The sequence below is a fragment of the Chitinilyticum aquatile DSM 21506 genome, from assembly GCF_000430805.1.
GTDB lineage: Bacteria > Pseudomonadota > Gammaproteobacteria > Burkholderiales > Chitinibacteraceae > Chitinilyticum > Chitinilyticum aquatile.
Map to the genome: position 1 here is coordinate 205370 of NZ_AUMS01000001.1, position 16964 is coordinate 222333.

The 16964-nt window shown below is 61.0% G+C and carries 18 protein-coding genes; 15 read left to right on the forward strand and 3 right to left on the reverse strand.

Features of this window, described 5'->3' with window-relative positions:
* Positions 1-179: 179 nt before the first annotated feature.
* The 6 genes from H559_RS0101015 to H559_RS0101035 all read left to right on the forward strand — a co-directional run bounded on the left by H559_RS0101015 (position 180) and on the right by H559_RS0101035 (position 4837).
* Positions 180-2483, forward strand: a complete 2304-nt coding sequence (locus H559_RS0101015) for a Tex family protein (RefSeq protein WP_028451145.1) — start codon at positions 180-182, stop codon at positions 2481-2483.
* A 122-nt stretch (positions 2484-2605) separates the two neighbouring features.
* Positions 2606-3064, forward strand: a complete 459-nt coding sequence (locus H559_RS0101020) for a hypothetical protein (protein WP_028451146.1) — start codon at positions 2606-2608, stop codon at positions 3062-3064.
* A gap of 31 nt (positions 3065-3095) precedes the next feature.
* Positions 3096-3617 (forward strand): immunity protein Tsi6 family protein, encoded by a 522-nt coding sequence (locus H559_RS0101025; RefSeq protein WP_155845241.1) that lies wholly within the window; start codon positions 3096-3098, stop codon positions 3615-3617.
* A 67-nt stretch (positions 3618-3684) separates the two neighbouring features.
* Positions 3685-3957: a hypothetical protein gene (locus tag H559_RS0101030; RefSeq protein ID WP_028451148.1), complete on the forward strand. Its 273-nt coding sequence runs from the start codon at positions 3685-3687 to the stop codon at positions 3955-3957.
* Between the two features lie 67 nt (positions 3958-4024).
* The gene (locus H559_RS23370) at positions 4025-4102 is read left to right on the forward strand and encodes a polymorphic toxin type 15 domain-containing protein (protein ID WP_373277337.1); all 78 of its coding nucleotides are present in this window, start codon (positions 4025-4027) and stop codon (positions 4100-4102) included.
* A 72-nt stretch (positions 4103-4174) separates the two neighbouring features.
* The gene (locus tag H559_RS0101035; RefSeq protein WP_028451149.1) at positions 4175-4837 is read left to right on the forward strand and encodes a GAD-like domain-containing protein; all 663 of its coding nucleotides are present in this window, start codon (positions 4175-4177) and stop codon (positions 4835-4837) included.
* 388 nt (positions 4838-5225) lie between these two features.
* On the opposite strand, the gene mltB is transcribed toward H559_RS0101035, so the two are convergent.
* Positions 5226-6290, reverse strand: a complete 1065-nt coding sequence (gene mltB, locus H559_RS18280; RefSeq protein ID WP_245579313.1) for a lytic murein transglycosylase B — start codon at positions 6288-6290, stop codon at positions 5226-5228.
* Entirely contained in the window at positions 6287-7309 is a 1023-nt protein-coding gene (hrcA, locus tag H559_RS0101050; protein WP_028451150.1) for a heat-inducible transcriptional repressor HrcA, read from the reverse strand. The genes mltB and hrcA overlap by 4 nt, the downstream gene beginning before the upstream one ends.
* Positions 7310-7371: 62 nt before the next feature.
* On the opposite strand from hrcA, the gene H559_RS0101055 reads away from it, so the two are divergent.
* The 4 genes from H559_RS0101055 (at position 7372) to H559_RS0101080 (ending at position 10922) form a co-directional block, all read left to right on the forward strand.
* On the forward strand, positions 7372-8247 hold the full coding sequence (locus H559_RS0101055; protein WP_028451151.1) for an NAD kinase: 876 nt from the start codon (positions 7372-7374) through the stop codon (positions 8245-8247).
* 83 nt (positions 8248-8330) lie between these two features.
* Positions 8331-9989 carry a DNA repair protein RecN gene (gene recN, locus H559_RS0101060; protein ID WP_028451152.1) on the forward strand — a complete coding sequence of 553 codons (1659 nt, stop codon included), beginning with the start codon at positions 8331-8333 and terminating at the stop codon, positions 9987-9989.
* Between the two features lie 59 nt (positions 9990-10048).
* Positions 10049-10591, forward strand: coding sequence for a tRNA adenosine(34) deaminase TadA (tadA, locus tag H559_RS18285; RefSeq protein ID WP_081412806.1), 543 nt, complete (start codon positions 10049-10051; stop codon positions 10589-10591).
* Complete coding sequence (locus H559_RS0101080; RefSeq protein WP_028451154.1) at positions 10581-10922, forward strand: FKBP-type peptidyl-prolyl cis-trans isomerase; 342 nt, start codon at positions 10581-10583, stop codon at positions 10920-10922. The genes tadA and H559_RS0101080 overlap by 11 nt, the downstream gene beginning before the upstream one ends.
* 33 nt (positions 10923-10955) lie before the next feature.
* On the opposite strand, the gene H559_RS22875 is transcribed toward H559_RS0101080, so the two are convergent.
* Entirely contained in the window at positions 10956-11798 is an 843-nt protein-coding gene (locus H559_RS22875) for a carbonic anhydrase (protein WP_051278790.1), read from the reverse strand.
* A gap of 105 nt (positions 11799-11903) precedes the next feature.
* Between H559_RS22875 and H559_RS22880 the strand changes: the two genes are divergently transcribed.
* Genes H559_RS22880 through rfaD form a run of 5 tightly spaced genes read left to right on the forward strand, consistent with a single transcriptional unit; the run spans position 11904 to position 16794 of the window.
* The gene (locus H559_RS22880; RefSeq protein WP_028451155.1) at positions 11904-12410 is read left to right on the forward strand and encodes a hypothetical protein; all 507 of its coding nucleotides are present in this window, start codon (positions 11904-11906) and stop codon (positions 12408-12410) included.
* Positions 12407-13081 carry a uracil-DNA glycosylase gene (locus H559_RS0101095; protein WP_028451156.1) on the forward strand — a complete coding sequence of 225 codons (675 nt, stop codon included), beginning with the start codon at positions 12407-12409 and terminating at the stop codon, positions 13079-13081. Before H559_RS22880 ends, H559_RS0101095 begins: the two co-directional genes overlap by 4 nt.
* Positions 13081-13965, forward strand: a complete 885-nt coding sequence (locus H559_RS0101100) for an ROK family protein (RefSeq protein ID WP_028451157.1) — start codon at positions 13081-13083, stop codon at positions 13963-13965. Before H559_RS0101095 ends, H559_RS0101100 begins: the two co-directional genes overlap by 1 nt.
* Positions 13966-14012: 47 nt before the next feature.
* Complete coding sequence (locus H559_RS0101105) at positions 14013-15767, forward strand: glycoside hydrolase family 9 protein (protein ID WP_028451158.1); 1755 nt, start codon at positions 14013-14015, stop codon at positions 15765-15767.
* A gap of 25 nt (positions 15768-15792) precedes the next feature.
* Positions 15793-16794, forward strand: a complete 1002-nt coding sequence (gene rfaD, locus H559_RS0101110) for an ADP-glyceromanno-heptose 6-epimerase (RefSeq protein WP_028451159.1) — start codon at positions 15793-15795, stop codon at positions 16792-16794.
* Positions 16795-16964 lie beyond the last annotated feature (170 nt).

Below are 16964 nucleotides of genomic sequence, written 5' to 3' on the forward strand. Positions count from 1 at the left end.
GCCGGCTCCGCAAAACGTGAAAGTGCAACCTTAGAGCAAACCGGCCCTGCCGACTAGTCCCGGCGCTGGCTGGCGTGGCAAGTGTGCATCGCTGCGCGGCATGTCCCGGATTGAATGCTTTTGGGGGGGCAAAGCCTGGGCTACAATCCCGCCTCTTTTGCATACACATCAGGATTGCCATGCTGCCCTCGATTGCCCAGCGCCTTGCCGGTGAACTGGCCTGCCGCGAAGCCCAGGTCAACGCCGCAGTACAACTGCTCGACGAAGGCGCTACCGTGCCCTTCATCGCCCGCTACCGCAAGGAAGTCACCGGCGGGCTGGATGACACGCAGCTGCGCAATCTGGCCGAGCGCCTGGTCTACCTGCGCGAGCTGGAAGACCGCCGCGCCAGCATCCTTGCCAGCATCGCGGAGCAGGGTAAGCTGACACCCGCGCTGGAATTCGACGTGAAAATGGCCGAGAACAAGCAGCGTCTCGAAGACCTTTACCTGCCCTACAAGCAGAAGCGCCGTACCCGTGCCCAGATCGCGCGCGAAGCCGGCCTGCAGCCGCTGGCCGACCTCTTGCTGGCCGAGCCGTCGCGCGATCCGCAAGCCGAGGCGGCGGCCTTTATCAACGATCAGATTGCTGACGAGAAGGCCGCGCTCGATGGTGCGCGCGCCATCCTGATCGAGCAGTTTTCCGAGAACGCCGCGTTGCTGGAAAAACTGCGCGCGACATTGCGCGAACGCGCGGAGCTGGTCAGCCGCGTCGTTGAAGGCAAGGAGAACGAGGGCGCCAAATTTGCCGATTACTTTGCCCACCACGAGCCGCTGGCCCGCGTACCTTCGCATCGCCTGCTGGCCATGCTGCGCGGGCGCAACGAAGGGGTGCTGAGCCTGGCTCTGGCATTGCCGGAAGAAATCGAAGCGCCGCTGCCGGTCAGCCCGATGGAGGTGACGATTTCCGAGACGGTTGGCGTGAAAAACGCGGGCCGCCCTGCCGACAAATGGCTGTCGGACACCGTGCGCCTGTGCTGGCGTGCCAAGCTCGCGGTGAGCCTGGAAACCGAATTGCTGGGCGAATTGCGCGAGGCCGCTGAAGAAGAGGCCATCCGTGTTTTCGGTGCCAATCTGAAAGACTTGCTGCTGGCCGCTCCCGCCGGACCGCGCGCGACGCTGGGGCTGGACCCGGGCCTGCGTACCGGTGTGAAGGTGGCCGTGGTCGATGCCACCGGCAAGCTGCTGGATACTGCCACCATCTACCCGCACGAGCCACGCCGCGAATGGGATAAATCGCTGGCGGTGCTTGCCGCGCTCGTTATCAAGCACCAGGTCGAGCTGGTTGCCATCGGCAACGGTACGGCGAGCCGCGAAACCGACCAGCTGGCAGCTGAGCTGGTGAAGGCCGCTGGCGGCAAGCTGCAGAAGATCGTTGTATCGGAGGCCGGTGCCTCGGTGTATTCGGCGTCCGAGCTTGCCGCGAAGGAATTTCCCGAGCTGGATGTATCGCTGCGCGGCGCAGTGTCGATTGCCCGCCGCCTGCAGGACCCGCTCGCCGAGCTGGTGAAAATTGACCCGAAATCGATCGGTGTAGGCCAGTACCAGCATGACGTGAACCAGACCCGTCTTGCGCGCAATCTCGATGCCACTGTCGAGGATTGCGTGAACGCCGTGGGGGTGGATGTGAACATGGCGTCTGCCGCGCTGCTGACGCGTGTTTCCGGGCTCAACCCGACGCTGGCCGAAAATATCGTCGCCTACCGTGACGAGAATGGCGCGTTTGCCAGCCGCAGCGAGCTGAAAAAAGTGCCGCGCCTGGGCGACAAGACCTTCGAGCAGGCAGCGGGCTTTTTGCGCATCATGAATGGCAAGAACCCGCTTGATGCGTCGGCGGTGCACCCGGAAGCCTATCCGGTGGTCGAGAAAATCCTCGCGAAAGTGCAGAAGGATGCCCGCGCGCTGATCGGTGACAGCAGCACGCTGAAAAGCCTGAATGCCTCTGATTTCACCGACGAGCGCTTCGGCCTGCCCACAGTCAAGGACATTCTCGCCGAGCTCGACAAGCCTGGCCGCGACCCGCGCCCCGAGTTCAAGACCGCGACGTTCACCGAGGGCGTCGAGGACATCAAGGATCTCAAGCCCGGCATGGTCATGGAGGGCGTGGTAACCAACGTCGCCAATTTTGGAGCCTTTGTCGACATCGGCGTACACCAGGATGGCCTTGTCCATGTTTCGGTGCTGTCGAACAGGTTCGTCAAGGACCCGCGCGAGGTGGTGAAAGCTGGGCAGGTAGTGAAGGTGAAAGTGGTCGAAGTCGATGTACCGCGCAAGCGCATCGCGCTGACCATGCGCCTGGGCGACGATGTTGCGCCGGCAAAGGAGAGCGGCAAGCCCGGCGCTTCTCGCAACGACGTACGCCGCCAGCAGGCTGGCCAGCAGCGCCATTCCGAGCCGCAGGGCGCGATGGCTTCAGCGCTCGCAGGGCTGAAACTGCGCAAGTGATCCGTTGCGCGGCGTGCCGTTCATGCAACGGCTACGCTGCGCAGGTGCAGCAAGTCCTGCCGGCAGGTTTATCATGATGCTTCCGAATACGTCGCCTGCCGGCCGGATCGATGAGCGAGTCAATGAATGTCCTGTTCCGTTTTCACATCGTCCGCATTCACGGCGATGTGATCGAAGCCACGTTGCTCGGATCCGATCCCGACAGCGTGCTGGCCGACTATATTCGGCAGCAGGATCTTCCGCCCAATGCCCGCAATTATCTCGCGGTGCGCCGGGCGGGGCGGCAGGTGGAATTCGAGCGGCATGGCTATCGTTTTCGCCTGCTGGCCGATTGCAGCCAGGATGCCTCGCACAGTACGGAAAACACGCTGATCCGCATTGCGCTCGACCGCTTCCGGCGCCTGACCCACGATGAAGAAACCGCACGCAATGTGTTCGAGGGCTTGCCGATTTACCACCCGGCCGTGGCTTTCTGTGCCGATGCCGGCCGTGTGCTGGCCATGCTCGACGAACTGCTGGCGCACTACCAGCGCAAGGGCGTGTGGAAATTCGAGCTGAGTGCGGTAGAGAGTCAGGGCTGAGGTGCGTGCGCTGATCTTGGGGTATCGGTCCATGGCCTTTTTGAAGCAAGGGGCTATGGCTCGATACATCATCATGTATCTGCCTGGCCGGTTTGCCGGGGCTTCTGCGCGGGCTTCGCTGCCAGGTTTCCTGGTCTTGCCCTTGCCATCGAGATTGGCGCTACGAAACAGGGGGCAGACCATGATTTTTGGCTATTGCATCCGTACCAAATTTGCATGGCCTTTGATTTGCCGGGCAGCGAAAACCCGGTTCGTTCCCTGTTTTTCACAAGTCATGGCAGCCCAATCAATGAATAGAATCCAATTGTTCGAGAAAGCGCTCGCAGAATCAAAACTGGCATTGCAGCGGGCTCCCTATATGTTTCCATTGCAGTCCGTAATTGACCAACTTCAGTATCTGGTAGATTTGGAGAATGGAAAAGCTACGGACTTTGCCCAGCTGAGCAACATGATGCTTGGGAAAATTGCAGCGCTCGACATTGATAACTTTGATCATGAACTTTCCGACTTGCTGCATGAAGTAGCAAGCGAAGCTATGAAAATGCAGCGATGACTGACGTGAAAATATCCAACTGCTTTTCAATATGGCCGCAAGTGGGGTCCTCCTTTAAGCCTTGATCATGAAATTCAACGACACCTGCTTTTCAAGAGAGCATGGCTATTCCATCGGTCAGGAAACCGACTCGGGGCAGTACTATCTCTCAATTCCTGTGAGCAATGGCCTGGTCGATTACGAAGAGTATTATGCGCTCAGCCGGGAACAATACCAGCAGTTTCAGAATGATGCCGTGCAAGCGATTGCCTTTGCCGATGCGTGTCGACAGCGCTTGCAGGACACCTTGCTGATCATGAAGCCGGGGCCGAAACGCGGCGAGCCCATTTCCTATGGGTGACACAAGTCATTTTCCTGGATGCGAATACCGTGGTCTTCCCCTGTTTTTCAATGCTGTCAAAATGACAATGTGCGATAGAGGCGTTAATTCTTTGCTCGGCTCGCAATGGAAGTACCGCGTCGATGATCTCGATGAGTATGCTTAATCGGTACCCGAAGCCGAGCGCGCCAATACCAAGATGAACACAGAACTGAAACGCTGCAAATAGGAGACTGACATGGAGCAGTGGCTTGATAGTTTTTACAATTTCAAGGGCTTTGGCCCGGCAACTCTGAGTCAACCGGTGACTGACGATGTCATCGCGCAGTATCGCGGCAAGCTGCCCAATACAGTATTGCAGCTATGGCAACTGTACGGTTGGAGTGCATGGGGCAATGGTCGCTTGTGGCTAGTTAACCCCGCCGACTGGGACGAGGACATGGAACTGTTCCTCGAACCGACCGGCCTCTTGGAGCAGGACGCCTGGCACGTGCTCGCGCGCAGTGCCTTTGGTGATTTTTACCTGTGGGGGGAAAAGAGTGGGCCAGCTGTGCGGGTTAAATGCAATTATGGACAAATTTACCCTGATGACTGCAGCGCAGACATCGCAGAAATTGGCATGGAACGTGTTGCTCAGCTCTGGTTCCGTACTCTGAGTTACAGTTACTGCGACCAGAAAGACGAGCACGGCCAAAACGGCGGGTTTGACTATGCGCTAAAGCACCTCGGACCGCTGGATCACGATATGCTCTATGGTTTTGTTCCGGCGCTGGCGCTCGGCGGGCCGCTGAAATTCGAGAACCTGCAAAAGCTCAACGCACACGTGCATCTGCAAATTCTTGCATCGCTGGCCGAGCCGGAAATGATGCTCGACATCGGCAAGGTGGCAGGCATCAAATAAGCGCCTTCATTACTCATTAGCGGGACCATCGTTGCCTGCCAGGGAGAGAAGCAAGCAAACGCCGCTGATTTGCAGTGCCGCGAAATAGGGGACAGGCCATGGTTTCTTGCCAAAGTACCCGTGCTTGGTTTTTTGGCATGCGATGTACTAGGCAGCAAAACCGTTGTTATTTTTTGTATTGCGCTCGACCGCTTCCTGCGCCGGCGGCGTGCTGGTGATGCTTGACGAACTGCTGGCGCACTACCAGCGCAAGGGTATGTGGATATTCGCGCTGGTGCGGTAGTGGGTCAGGGCTGAGAGGGAGGGGCTGATCTTCGGGTATCGGCCCATGGCCTTTTTAGAGAAAGGCTCATGGACCGATACATCATCATGTATAAACTTGGCCGGTTTACCAGAGCTTCTGCACCGGTTTCGCTACCGGTTTCTTTGCGGGGGCTTTAGCTTTGGTCTCCAGGTCAGCCCCGCTGGCGTACGCCGCCTTGATGTCGTCGGCCAGCTGCAGCACGGCCGTCGCATACAGCGTGCTCTTGTTGTAGCGAGTGATGACGTAGAAATTGTTGTAGCCCAGATAGTGGCTGGTCACGCCCGGCTCGGTTTCCAGCGCGAAATACACCGCTTTTTCACGGGTATCCTGTTCGGTGAGCGGCTGCACACCTTTCTCCATCAGCTCGGCAACCGTGTATTTCAGGTTGAATTTTTCCGCCAGCAGCGGCTCGGCATCGCCATTGAAATTCACCGGGGCGTAAGCCGACTTGCCCTGCTGCCAGCCGTGTTCCTTCAGGTAATTGGCTGTGCTCGCCAGCGCATCGCCCGGGTTTTTCCAGATGTCATGGTGGCCATCCTTGTCCCAGTCCTGCGCGAAGTTGCGGAAGGACGAGGGCATGAATTGCGGCCAGCCCATGGCGCCGGCGTACGAGCCCTTGAATACCAGCGGGTCCCAGCCTTCCGCGCGGGCCAGCAGCAGGAATTCGGTCAGCTCGCGGCGGAAATACTCTGCACGGCGCGGGTAATCAAACGCGACCGTCGAGAGCACGTCGATCACGCGGAAGCTGCCCTGGTTTTTGCCGTAGCCCGTTTCCACATTCAGGATCGCAAGGATGACTTCCGGCTCGACCTGATAGGCTTTGCTGATTTTCTCGATCAGCGGCGCGTTGGCGCGCCAGAATTTGGCGCCGGAAATCGCCCGGCCCTGGGTGACGAAATTCGGGCGGAATTCATACCAGGGCTTCGAGGTGGACGGGCGGTCAAAAAAGTTCAGGATGTTCGGTTTCGGGGTGACCTGCAGAAACAGCGTGTCGAGTTCCGCGCGGTTGAAGCCGTATTGCGCGCTGATTTCATCGAGATAGACTTTGACATCGTCGCGGGCGACGAGGGCTTCGTCGGCCTGCGCTGCCGAGGTGGCGAGGAGGGCGGCGATGCCAAGAGTGCGGATGAGTTTTTTCATTGTTCTCATGAATGGCTGCTTTGTATGGAAAGGGCGCTCGACAGCAGTCGGGCGGTAATGTCGACAATCGGAATCACGCGGTCATACGCCATGCGGGTGGGGCCGATCACGCCGAGCGTGCCGACCACATTGCCGTTCACATGGTAGGGCGCCGTGATCACCGAGCATTCGTCCAGGGGCGCAAGGCCGGATTCGCCGCCGATGTAGATCTGGATGCCGTCGGCACGGTAGCCCTGGTCGAGCAATTGCAGCAGGGCGGTTTTCTGCTCGAAGAGTTCGAGCAATTGCCGCACGCGGCTGACGTTGGCTGAGAGTTCGCTCACGCCGAGAAGTTGCAGTTCACCCGAGACCAGTACGGTTTCGCCTTGTACGGCGCTGCTGCTGCCGACTTCAACGGCCGCATTCATCAGCGCGACGATATCGCCCTTGAGGCGTAGCAGCTCGCGCTGTACCAGCGTGACCAGCTCGGAAAGCGTGTGCCCGGCACTGTGCTGGGTGAGGAAATTGCCGGCTTCCAGCAGCTCGACGGCGCTGAAGTTGCGCTCGGTGTGCAGGATGCGGTTCTGCACGCTGCCGTCGCTCGTGACCAGAATCAGCAGCACGCGGCGGTCCGAGAGCGGCAGGAATTCGACATGCTTGAGCGTCAGCTCCTGCCGGCGTGGCGTGAGCACCACACCGGCAAACTGCGTGAGCTGCGACAGCAGCTGCGAAGCCGCTTCGATGCTGTGTTGCGGTGTATCCGTTGGCAGTGGCGAGGTGGCTGGCGCTTCGCGCGACAGGGTCTGGCTGGCGAGCAGCGTATCCACGAAAAAGCGGTAGCCGCGCGGTGTCGGGATACGGCCGGCGGAGGTGTGCGGGCTGGCGATGAAGCCGAGGTCCTCCAGCTCCGCCATGATGTTGCGGATGGTCGCGGGACTGACGTCGAGCCCGGAATGCTGCGAAAGGGTTTTCGAGCCGACAGGCTGCCCTTCCGAGACATAGCGCTCGATCAGGGTGCGAAGCAGGATTTGTGCACGTTCGTTCATCATGGCGCTGGATTTTAACCGGTCATGTGTGTTTAATTGCGGGCAATGACCCGCGATTACAAGACATGGAAAGTTTGTTCAAAACGGTAGCCCTCGTCGGACGCCTTGCCACCCCCGCTCTGGGCGAACCCCTGCGCCAGCTTGCCACGCTGCTGCAGCGGCGCGGCGTGCATGTGCTGCTGGAAGCGCAGGTCGCCAGTGAACACGGCATTACCCAGTTCGAGCGTGTCGGGCGCGATGCCATTGGCCAGCTTTCGGATGCCATCATCGTCATGGGCGGCGATGGCACCATGCTGTCGGTCGCGCGGCTGGTGGCGCCCTGCAATATTCCGCTGATCGGCATCAACCAGGGCCGGCTCGGTTTCATGACCGACATCCCGCTGCACGACATGGAAGCCATCGTGCCGCGCATCCTTGGTGGCGAGTATATACCCGAGCAGCGTATTCTGCTGGAAACAAGGGTTCTCAGGGGCTCCAGCGAGATACATCGCTCGCTGGCCTTCAATGATGTGGTATTCAGCCGCGGCTCGATCGGTTCGATGATCGAATTCGAAATCTTCATCGACCAGCAGTTTGTCTACAGCCAGCGCTCCGATGGCCTGATCGTGTCTACTCCGACCGGCTCGACCGCCTACGCACTCGCCTCGGGCGGCCCCATCCTGCATCCCACCGTGCCGGCAATTTCACTGGTGCCGATCTGCCCGCAGTCGCTCTCGAACCGGCCGATCGTGGTCAGCGATACGGCCGAAGTCGCCTTCCTGCTGACCCGCGGCCAGGATTCGCGCGTGTATTTCGACAACCAGAGCGACTGCGAAATCCGCGAAATGGATCGCGTGATCATCCGCCGCTACCCGAACACGCTGACGATCCTTCATCCATTGGGTTACAACTACTACGACATGCTCCGCGCCAAGCTGCGCTGGGGTGAAAAGTTGCTGTGATTTCTTCGTTTCGGCCGCACTGCCGTCATTTGTGATGGCGCCAGCAGCCATTCCAGGCCTCAAGAATCTTCAGGAAAATCCACATGCTGCATTCCCTGCATCTGCGTGATTTCGTCATCGTTCGCGAGCTGGCACTGGATTTCAGTGCCGGCCTTTCGGTCCTGACCGGTGAAACCGGCGCTGGCAAGTCCATCCTCATTGACGCGCTGGGCCTGTTGCTCGGCGAGCGGGCCGAGGCCGGGATGGTGCGGCAGGGGGCCGAGCGAACTGAGTTGAATGCGGTATTCGTGACGGCAGCGCTGCCGCAAGTAGAGGAATGGCTGGCGGCTGAATCGCTGCAGGGCGATGACGGTGATCTGCTGCTGCGCCGCGTGATCGACGCGGCGGGGAAAAGCCGCGCCTGGATCAATGGCACGCCGGCGACGCTGGCGCAGCTTAAAAATCTGGGCGAGCTGCTGGTCGACATTCACGGCCAGCATGCGCACCAGTCGCTGCTGCGCGCAGATGCGCAGCGCGCCCTGCTGGATGACTACGCGCAGGCGAGCGAACTGGCGCGCAGCGTGCGCGAGCAGTATCGCCACTGGCAGGCGCTGGCCGGCGAGTTGCAGGATGCCGAACAGAATCGCGCGGCTTTCGAGGCCGAATGCGAGCGCCTGCAATGGCAGATCGACGAAGTCGCGGCGCTGAATCTGGCAGAAGACGAATGGCCGGAACTTCAGGCCGAGCACAAGCGTCTGCACCACGCCGCCAGCCTGATCGAAGGTGTGCAGGGTGGCCTGACGGTGCTGGCTGATGGCGACGAGAACTGCCAGAGCTGGCTTGCCAGTGTGCAGCATCAGCTCGCCGGGCTGGCCGATTACGATGCGGGAATCAACGAAACGCTGGAGCTGCTGGAAGGTGCCGAGGCGCAACTGGCCGACGCCATTCACGCACTCAGGCACTACGCTGACCGGCTGGAGCTGGACCCGGCGCGGCTGGCCGAGGTTGAAGCGCGGCTTGATGCAGTGTTCCGGACCGCCCGCAAATTCCGTCTGCCACCGGAGGCGCTACCGGCACAGTTGCAGGAATGGCAGCAGCGCCTCTCGGAGCTCGGCGGCACGGGCGGGCTGGAAGGGCTGCAGGCCCGTGTCGAGCAGGCCGAGGCAGCTTTCCGCCAGCAGGCCGCCCAGCTGTCCGCCGCACGCGGCAAGGCAGCGGGCGAGCTGGAGATGGCAGTCAATGCGCAATTGCCCGAGCTGGCACTCGGCTCTTCGCGCTTTGCCATCACGCTGCTGCCGCTTGAGGCACCGGCGGCGTTCGGTCTTGAGCAGGTCGAGCTGCAGGTCGCCAATCACCCCAGCGCACCCTTGCGTGCATTGGCCAAAGTGGCGTCCGGTGGCGAACTGTCGCGCATTTCGCTGGCGCTGCAGGTGGTGACCAGCAAGGTGGCCGCAGTGCCCACGCTGATTTTTGACGAAGTGGATGTCGGCATCGGTGGCAAGGTCGCCGAAATCGTCGGTCGCCGCCTGCGCGAGCTGGGTGAGTCGCGGCAGGTGCTGTGCATCACCCATCTGCCGCAGGTTGCCGCGTGTGGCCACCAGCATCTGCAGGTCAGCAAGACCAGCGACGAGGCTGGCGTGGTCAGCGCCATCACGGTGCTTGATCGGTCCGAGCGCGTCGCCGAAATCGCCCGCATGCTTGGCGGCGTCACCATTACCGAAACCACACGCCAGCATGCCGAAGAAATGCTGGGTATTGCCTGATGGCCCTTTTTGCAGAAGGGTTATGGCTGTATACCCCGGTTTTATGAGCAGGGAGCGTGATGCCTGATTCGTTTACCTCTGCCGATCAAGCCTTCATGGCCATGGCGCTCGCTGCCGCCGATGAGGCTGCCCGCGCAGGCGAAGTGCCGGTTGGCGCCGTGCTGGTCAAGGATGGTGAAGTGCTGGCCATCGCGCACAATCAGCCCATCGGCCTTTCCGACCCGAGCGCACACGCGGAAATGCTGACGCTGCGGGCGGCAGCCGCGCGGCTGGGCAACTACCGGCTCGATGACAGTACGCTCTATGTGACGCTGGAACCCTGCCCGATGTGTGCTGGCGCCATTCTGCATGCCAGGGTTGCCCGCGTGGTTTTTGCCGCCCGCGATGCCAAGACCGGCGCGGCCGGCAGCGTACTGAACCTGTTTTCCAACCGCCAGCTCAACCATCACACGCATGTGGAAGGCGGCTGCTGCGCTGATGTGGCTGCCGGGCAGCTGGGCGCCTTCTTTTCCGGCCGGCGCGTGCGCCGCAGCGAGGGCACCGATGCCACCGATGTCACGCCGCCCGCTGGCCATTCTGACGAGGAATACCATGAACAATGAACTGCAAATCGTCGATCTGTGTGAGGGCGACGGCAAGGCCGCCGTGAAAGGCGCGCTGATCACCACGCACTACACGGGCTATCTGGAAGACGGCACGGTCTTCGATTCGTCGCACCAGCGCGGCAAGCCTTTCCAGTGCGTGATCGGCACCGGGCGGGTGATCAAGGGCTGGGATCAGGGGCTGATGGGCATGAAGGCCGGCGGCAAACGCAAGTTGTTTGTGCCGGCCCACCTGGCCTATGGCGAGCGCCAGATCGGTGAACACATCAAGCCGAACTCGAACCTGACCTTCGAGATCGAACTGCTGGAAGTTCTCACGCGCGACGACTGATTCCCGTCAGGGATGCCGGGGTCACCTTGTTACTTACTGCCCATCCAGAATCGCGCGCTGGTAGAGCGGCTGGATCGGGCGGGCATTCATGCTGAATTCGTGCTGGAATTTCGCCAGCTGTTTTTTCGAGATGGCCACCGGGGTTTTCAGGATGAACCAGCGTACGCCTTCGCTGCAGGGCGGGGTGGTCAGCGAGCCCATCAGCGTCCAGTAGCGCTGGTCACGCGGCAGAATGTCGCTCGGCGTGTATGTCTTGTCCTCGAAACGCATTGACACATTGTGCTCTGCCGGCAGTTTTTCCCACAGTACGTCGAAAAGCGGATTGCTGGCGGTGCCCTGGGTCAGGAAAACGGCGACGACGGCCAGCTGACCCGCGTCATTCTTGTGTACCAGATGCGCCACCATCGGATAACGCTTGCCGCCGACCGCTTCTTCGCTGGGCGTGTGGAAGTGGAATTGCAGCAGCTGGTAACGGTCACCGCCGACCTCGAGAAAACTGCCGGGATCGACGCCATGCTGGATGGTGTGCCCGTTGTTGAGCACACTGAGCTTGGTCGGGCGGTACTGGAAGACCAGCGGGTCGAGCGCCAGCGCATAGGTGGTCCGCACATCGATGGGCGACTGCTGCTGGCCGGTGGCGCACAGCGCATTGGCGGGGTCGAGTTTGGCCCAGTTTTCCGGCCCGCCCGCACCTTCGTAACCCCAGTGCACGGCGCCGCCATGCGGGTCGGCTGAGTGGGTTTTGGCCTTGCTGTGAGTGGCCGCTTTCTTCGGTGCCTTGGACGTGGCATGCGGGTCACTGGCCACGGCGGAGGGTGTGATGGCCAGGCTGGCAAGGCAGAGACAAAGGGGAATGGACAACAGGCGTGGCAGCATGATGGGGAGGTCGCGGGAAGGTGATAAGCCGAGCTTAGTGCGCCGGGGGGAAAACACAAGCACATGCCGGTATAATCGCTTTTTTTCCGACCGGTCTGTGGTCTCATGAGCGATATTTCCGCCTCCGGCGTGATCTGGCAGGGATGCATTCCCCTGGCGTGGCACCTCCGCCGTCCCTTGCAGCGCAGCAGCCGCGAAGTGAACGCATACCTGCATGTCCTGCACGAGTACGAACAGAATGTGCAGCATGCGGAAGGGCAGCAGGCGCTGCATGCCAAGCTGGATCTGGCGCTGGCCTGGCTGGCACGCTGCCAGATTGGCGAGTTGCCGCCGCCGCATGAAGCGGAGCTGGGCCTGACTGCCGCCAGCTGGCTGCAGCATGACGCCATTGCAGCGGATACGCCGGGAGTTCTGGCCTTCAGCATGTCCGGCGAGCTGCCCTGCCTGCTCGAATTCGATGCCCGCATCACGGACTGCCAGCCAGCGGGTATGCAGTTTCGCATCAGTGCCGCCCTGGAATTTGCCAGCGAAGAGCAGGAAGAAGCCTTCTCGCGCCTCATCTTCGGGCGGCACCGGCAATTGATCCGCCAGCAGCGCGGGAGCAAGGCATGAGCATGACCGTACCGGCTGCCTGGCAGCCCCTGCTGGCCGACTATCTGGCCAATCCGGCATGGTTGCGCCTGCAGTCCTTTCTGGAATCCGAAACGGCCGCCGGCAAGACGATCTATCCGCCGCAGGCGCAGCGTCTGGCCGCGCTCGAAGCCCTGGCACCGGAAGACGTGCGGGTGGTGATTCTCGGCCAGGACCCCTATCACGGTGCCGGCGAGGCGCATGGCTTGAGCTTCTCGGTGCCGCATGGCGTGCGGATGCCGCCGTCATTGCGCAATATCTGGCAGGAAATCGCGCGCGACCTCGGGGTGACTCCGCCGCAGCACGGCAATCTCGCCGGCTGGGCAAGGCAGGGCGTGCTGCTGCTCAATAGCGTGCTGACGGTGGAAGCCGATTGCGCCGCATCGCACGCGAAAAAAGGCTGGGAAGGTTTTACCGATTGTTTGATCGAACAACTGGCCGCGCGTCACCCGAATCTGGTATTCATGCTCTGGGGCAGTCATGCACATAAGAAAGCCGCCCGCATCGAAGGCGACCGGCACCTGCTGCTGAAATCTGCCCATCCGTCGCCGCTGTCGGCCTATCGCGGCTTTATCGGCAACGGCCATTTTTCCGCCGCCAACGACTACCTGCGTGCGAATAGCCGTACGCCGATCAACTGGGAAGACGTCTGATGAGAAAACTGCTGGCACTCGACATCGGGGGCACCCAGCTCAAATATGGCCTTGTGCAGGAAGACGGCATCGTGCTGGATGCACGGGTGGCCGACACACATGGCAAGGAAGGCGCGGCGGCCGTGCTGGCGCGCATCGAAGCCCTGCTCGCCGAAGTACTGGCGCGCGAAACGGTAATCGGCATTGCCGTCTCCACGCTGGGGCTGGTCGACCCCGTGGGCGGGCGCATTCTCGGCGCGGCCGAAGCCATCCCGGATTTTCCCGGCGTGGCGCTGGCGGATCATCTCGGCGAACGCTTCGGCCTGCCGGTGAGTGTCGAAAATGACGTCAATTGCGTGGCACTGGCCGAAGGCTGGCTGGGTTCTGCCGCCGGCATCCGCAATTTCATCGCGGTGGCCATCGGCACCGGCATCGGCGGCGGCATTGTGATCAACGGGCAGCTCTACCGCGGCCACCGCGCTGCTGCGGGCGAATGGGGCTATATGCACGTGAATGGCCTGGCAAAGGGCGAATACTGGGAAGACCATGCCTCGATGCGTGGGCTGGTGAACCTCGTGGCTGCGCGCACAGGGCGCCAGCTCGATGGTCGAGCCATTTTTGCGGGCTTTGATGCCGGTGATGCAGCGATTGTCCCGCTGGTGCAGGAGTGGCTCGATACGCTCGCAGCCGGTATTGCCAACCTGATCTATGTGCTCAACCCCGAACGGGTGGTGGTCGGTGGCGGCATTGCCGGGCGCGCATCCTTCCTGGCAGAACTCAATGCCGCGCTGGAGTCGCGCCTGCTGCCGGATTTCCGCAACATGAGCAAAGTAATTCTCGCCAGCGCCGGTAATCATGCCGGAATGATCGGCGCAGCCCGCAACTGGTTGCTGAGCCACGCCTGAATACCGTCAACCAACAAGAAACAACAAGAAAAACTCAAGGTAATGCCATGAAAATCCTGCTTAACCATCTCGGCTACGCGCCGGACAGCCGCAAAACCGCCGTCATCGAAGCGCCTGCCTCGCTCGCATCCACGGGCTTCACTGTCTATGACAGCAGCAGCCGCGCAGCGGTATACAGCGGCCAGCTCGTGGCCAGCGGGCCAGTTGCCAGGTGGCAGGGCTGGCATTTCTGGACGGCCGATTTTTCGGCGCTGGCGCAGGAAGGCGAGTATTTCATTGTGCTCGACGGCATCAGCCCGCCGCTGGTTTCGGCAAACTTTGCCATTCACTCGCGCGTGTTTGCCGAGCTGATGATTTCCGACATCGTGCATTACCTGAAGGGCCAGCGCTGCTCCGGCATTTTCGATCTGGCCGACCGCAGCCGCCCGCTGGTTGGCAGTGACGAGCGCCGTGATGTGCATGGCGGCTGGTACGATGCCTCGGGCGATGTTTCCAAATACCTGTCGCACCTGTCCTACTCGCAGTACATGAACCCGCAGCAGACGCCGCAGGTGGTGTGGAACCTCATCGATGGCCTCGCACGCATGCCCCAGCGCCCCGAGTGGGTAGTGGAGCGCATGGATGATCCGCAAGGGCCGGACAGCGACAAGACCATCGCGTTCTTCAACAAGTGGTTCTATGAGCGCATCACCGATGAGGCACTGCACGGCGCGGATTTCCTGCTGCGCATGCAGTCCGAACAGGGTTACTTCTACATGACCGTGTTCGACCAGTGGAGCAAGGACGAAAACCGCCGCGACATTTGCGAATACAAGACGCAGAAGGGCGAAAAATTCGCCACCTACCACGCGGCCTACCGTCAGGGCGGCGGCAGTGCGATTGCCGCGCTGGCGCGTGCAAGCCAGCTTGGCCGTGACGGCGAGGGCTTCACCCGTGCCGCCTATCTGGCTGGCGCAAAGAAAGGCTTTGCTGATCTGGAAGCGAACAACATCGCCTATCTGGAAGACGGCCGTGAAAACATGATCGACGACTACTGCGCGCTGCTGGCCGCCGCCGAGCTGCTGGCCGCGACGGGCGAGGCTGTGTACGCCGATGCCGCCGCCCGCCGTGTCGACAGCCTGCTGAATCGCCAGCAGGACGCCGGCTGGTTCCGCATGGACGACGCGGGCGAGCGCAGCTACTACCACGCCGCCGAAGCTGGCCTGCCTTACCTCGCGCTGCTGCGCTATCTGGAAGTCGTTCCCGCTTCGCCGCTGGCTGGCCGCATCCGTGCCGCACTGGAAAAGGCCTACCGTTTCGAAATCGCCATCACCAATGAAGTAAACAACCCCTTCGGCTACCCGCGTCATTTCGTGAAAAACGCCAAACAGCCGGGCGGCACGCAGTTCTTCATCCCGCATGACAATGAAACCGGCTACTGGTGGCAGGGCGAGAACGCGCGGCTGGGCTCGATTGTCGCCGCTGCCGAAGTCGCCCGGCGCCTGTTTTCTGAGGACGCGGAATTTGCTGCGCAAATCCGCGAATACGGCGACAATGCCTTCAACTGGCTGCTGGGTGCCAACCCCTTCGATGCCTGCATGCTGCAGGGCTGGGGCCGCAACAATCCGCGCTACGAACCGGGCTTTTTCAATGCGCCGGGCGGCGTGTGCAATGGCATCACCAGCGGGCTGGACGACGAGGACAGCATCGATTTCCGCAAATCCGAAGTGGCGACCATGGCGCACAGCTGGCGCTGGACCGAACAATGGATTCCGCACGGAGCCTGGCTATACCTCGCACTGTGTAGTCGCGTAGCCCAATAAAACAGAGAGATACAAAGGTATACCCATGGCAATCATCGTTACTGGCGCGGCCGGCTTCATTGGCTCGAACGTGGTGAAGGCGCTCAATGAGCGTGGCGAGCGCGACATCATCGCGGTGGACAACCTCACGCGCGGCGACAAGTTTCGCAATCTGGTCGATCTCGACATCCTGCATTACATGGACAAGCACGACTTTATCGAAGCGCTCGCCAGCGGCGAATTCGACGGTGAAGTCAGCGCCATCCTGCATCAGGGCGCGTGTTCCGACACCATGGAGCACAACGGCAAGTACATGATGGACAACAACTATCAGTACACGCTGACGCTGTTCGACTGGGCGCAACAGGAAGAAGCGCAGTTCATCTACGCCTCGAGTGCCGCCACCTACGGCAACGGCCGCCAGGGCTTCATCGAAACGCCGGACTGCGAAAAGCCGCTGAACGTCTACGGCTATTCAAAATTGCTGTTCGACCAGATCGTGCGCCGCCGCATGGAAGACGAACGCATCACCGCGCAGGTGGCAGGCTTCCGCTATTTCAACGTCTACGGCCCGCGCGAACAGCACAAGGAGCGCATGGCCTCTGTGGCCTTCCACCACTTCAACCAGTACCGCGACACCGGCAAGGTAAAGCTGTTCGGTGAATACAACGGCTACCCGGCCGGCGGCCACACGCGCGATTTCATTTCAGTAGAGGACGTGGTGAAGGTCAACCTGTGGTTCCTCGACAACCCGGAAGTCTGCGGCATCTACAACGTGGGAACGGGCAAGGCGCAGCCGTTCAACGACATCGCCGTCGCCGCGGTAAACACCTGCCGCGCTGCAGAAGGGAAGCCCGCACTGAGTCTGGCCGAGCTGGTTGCCGAGGGCATTCTGGAATACACCGAGTTCCCCGAAGCGCTGAAGGGCAAATACCAGTGTTTCACTGAGGCCGACCTGACCCTGCTGCGCGAAGCCGGCTACGACGCGCCATTCCTGACTGTGGAAGAGGGCGTGGCAAGGTATGTGAACCAGCTGCTGCGCGGGTGATTGCTGCTTCTTTCAAATAAAAAACGGCGCCGAAAGGCGCCGTTTTTATTAGAACCTGAATGATGAATGAGTTGGTAGCATGAGAGTAACCCTTAGAGGGAGTGCACCGGAAGGCGGTCAAAACTAACTGCGGTGCATGTTCATCGGACAACCTCTTTGCGCAAATCAAG

Bases quoted from the DNA above. Each gene is read 5' to 3' on its own strand.
- H559_RS0101015 (WP_028451145.1), top strand. From the start codon at position 180: ATGCTGCCCTCGATTGCCCAGCGCCTTGCCGGTGAACTGGCCTGCCGC.
- H559_RS0101020 (WP_028451146.1), top strand. From the start codon at position 2,606: ATGAATGTCCTGTTCCGTTTTCACATCGTCCGCATTCACGGCGATGTG.
- H559_RS0101025 (WP_155845241.1), top strand. From the start codon at position 3,096: ATGGCCTTTTTGAAGCAAGGGGCTATGGCTCGATACATCATCATGTAT.
- H559_RS0101030 (WP_028451148.1), top strand. From the start codon at position 3,685: ATGAAATTCAACGACACCTGCTTTTCAAGAGAGCATGGCTATTCCATC.
- H559_RS23370 (WP_373277337.1), top strand. From the start codon at position 4,025: ATGTGCGATAGAGGCGTTAATTCTTTGCTCGGCTCGCAATGGAAGTAC.
- H559_RS0101035 (WP_028451149.1), top strand. From the start codon at position 4,175: ATGGAGCAGTGGCTTGATAGTTTTTACAATTTCAAGGGCTTTGGCCCG.
- mltB (WP_245579313.1), bottom strand. From the start codon at position 6,290: ATGAGAACAATGAAAAAACTCATCCGCACTCTTGGCATCGCCGCCCTC.
- hrcA (WP_028451150.1), bottom strand. From the start codon at position 7,309: ATGATGAACGAACGTGCACAAATCCTGCTTCGCACCCTGATCGAGCGC.
- H559_RS0101055 (WP_028451151.1), top strand. From the start codon at position 7,372: ATGGAAAGTTTGTTCAAAACGGTAGCCCTCGTCGGACGCCTTGCCACC.
- recN (WP_028451152.1), top strand. From the start codon at position 8,331: ATGCTGCATTCCCTGCATCTGCGTGATTTCGTCATCGTTCGCGAGCTG.
- tadA (WP_081412806.1), top strand. From the start codon at position 10,049: ATGCCTGATTCGTTTACCTCTGCCGATCAAGCCTTCATGGCCATGGCG.
- H559_RS0101080 (WP_028451154.1), top strand. From the start codon at position 10,581: ATGAACAATGAACTGCAAATCGTCGATCTGTGTGAGGGCGACGGCAAG.
- H559_RS22875 (WP_051278790.1), bottom strand. From the start codon at position 11,798: ATGCTGCCACGCCTGTTGTCCATTCCCCTTTGTCTCTGCCTTGCCAGC.
- H559_RS22880 (WP_028451155.1), top strand. From the start codon at position 11,904: ATGAGCGATATTTCCGCCTCCGGCGTGATCTGGCAGGGATGCATTCCC.
- H559_RS0101095 (WP_028451156.1), top strand. From the start codon at position 12,407: ATGAGCATGACCGTACCGGCTGCCTGGCAGCCCCTGCTGGCCGACTAT.
- H559_RS0101100 (WP_028451157.1), top strand. From the start codon at position 13,081: ATGAGAAAACTGCTGGCACTCGACATCGGGGGCACCCAGCTCAAATAT.
- H559_RS0101105 (WP_028451158.1), top strand. From the start codon at position 14,013: ATGAAAATCCTGCTTAACCATCTCGGCTACGCGCCGGACAGCCGCAAA.
- rfaD (WP_028451159.1), top strand. From the start codon at position 15,793: ATGGCAATCATCGTTACTGGCGCGGCCGGCTTCATTGGCTCGAACGTG.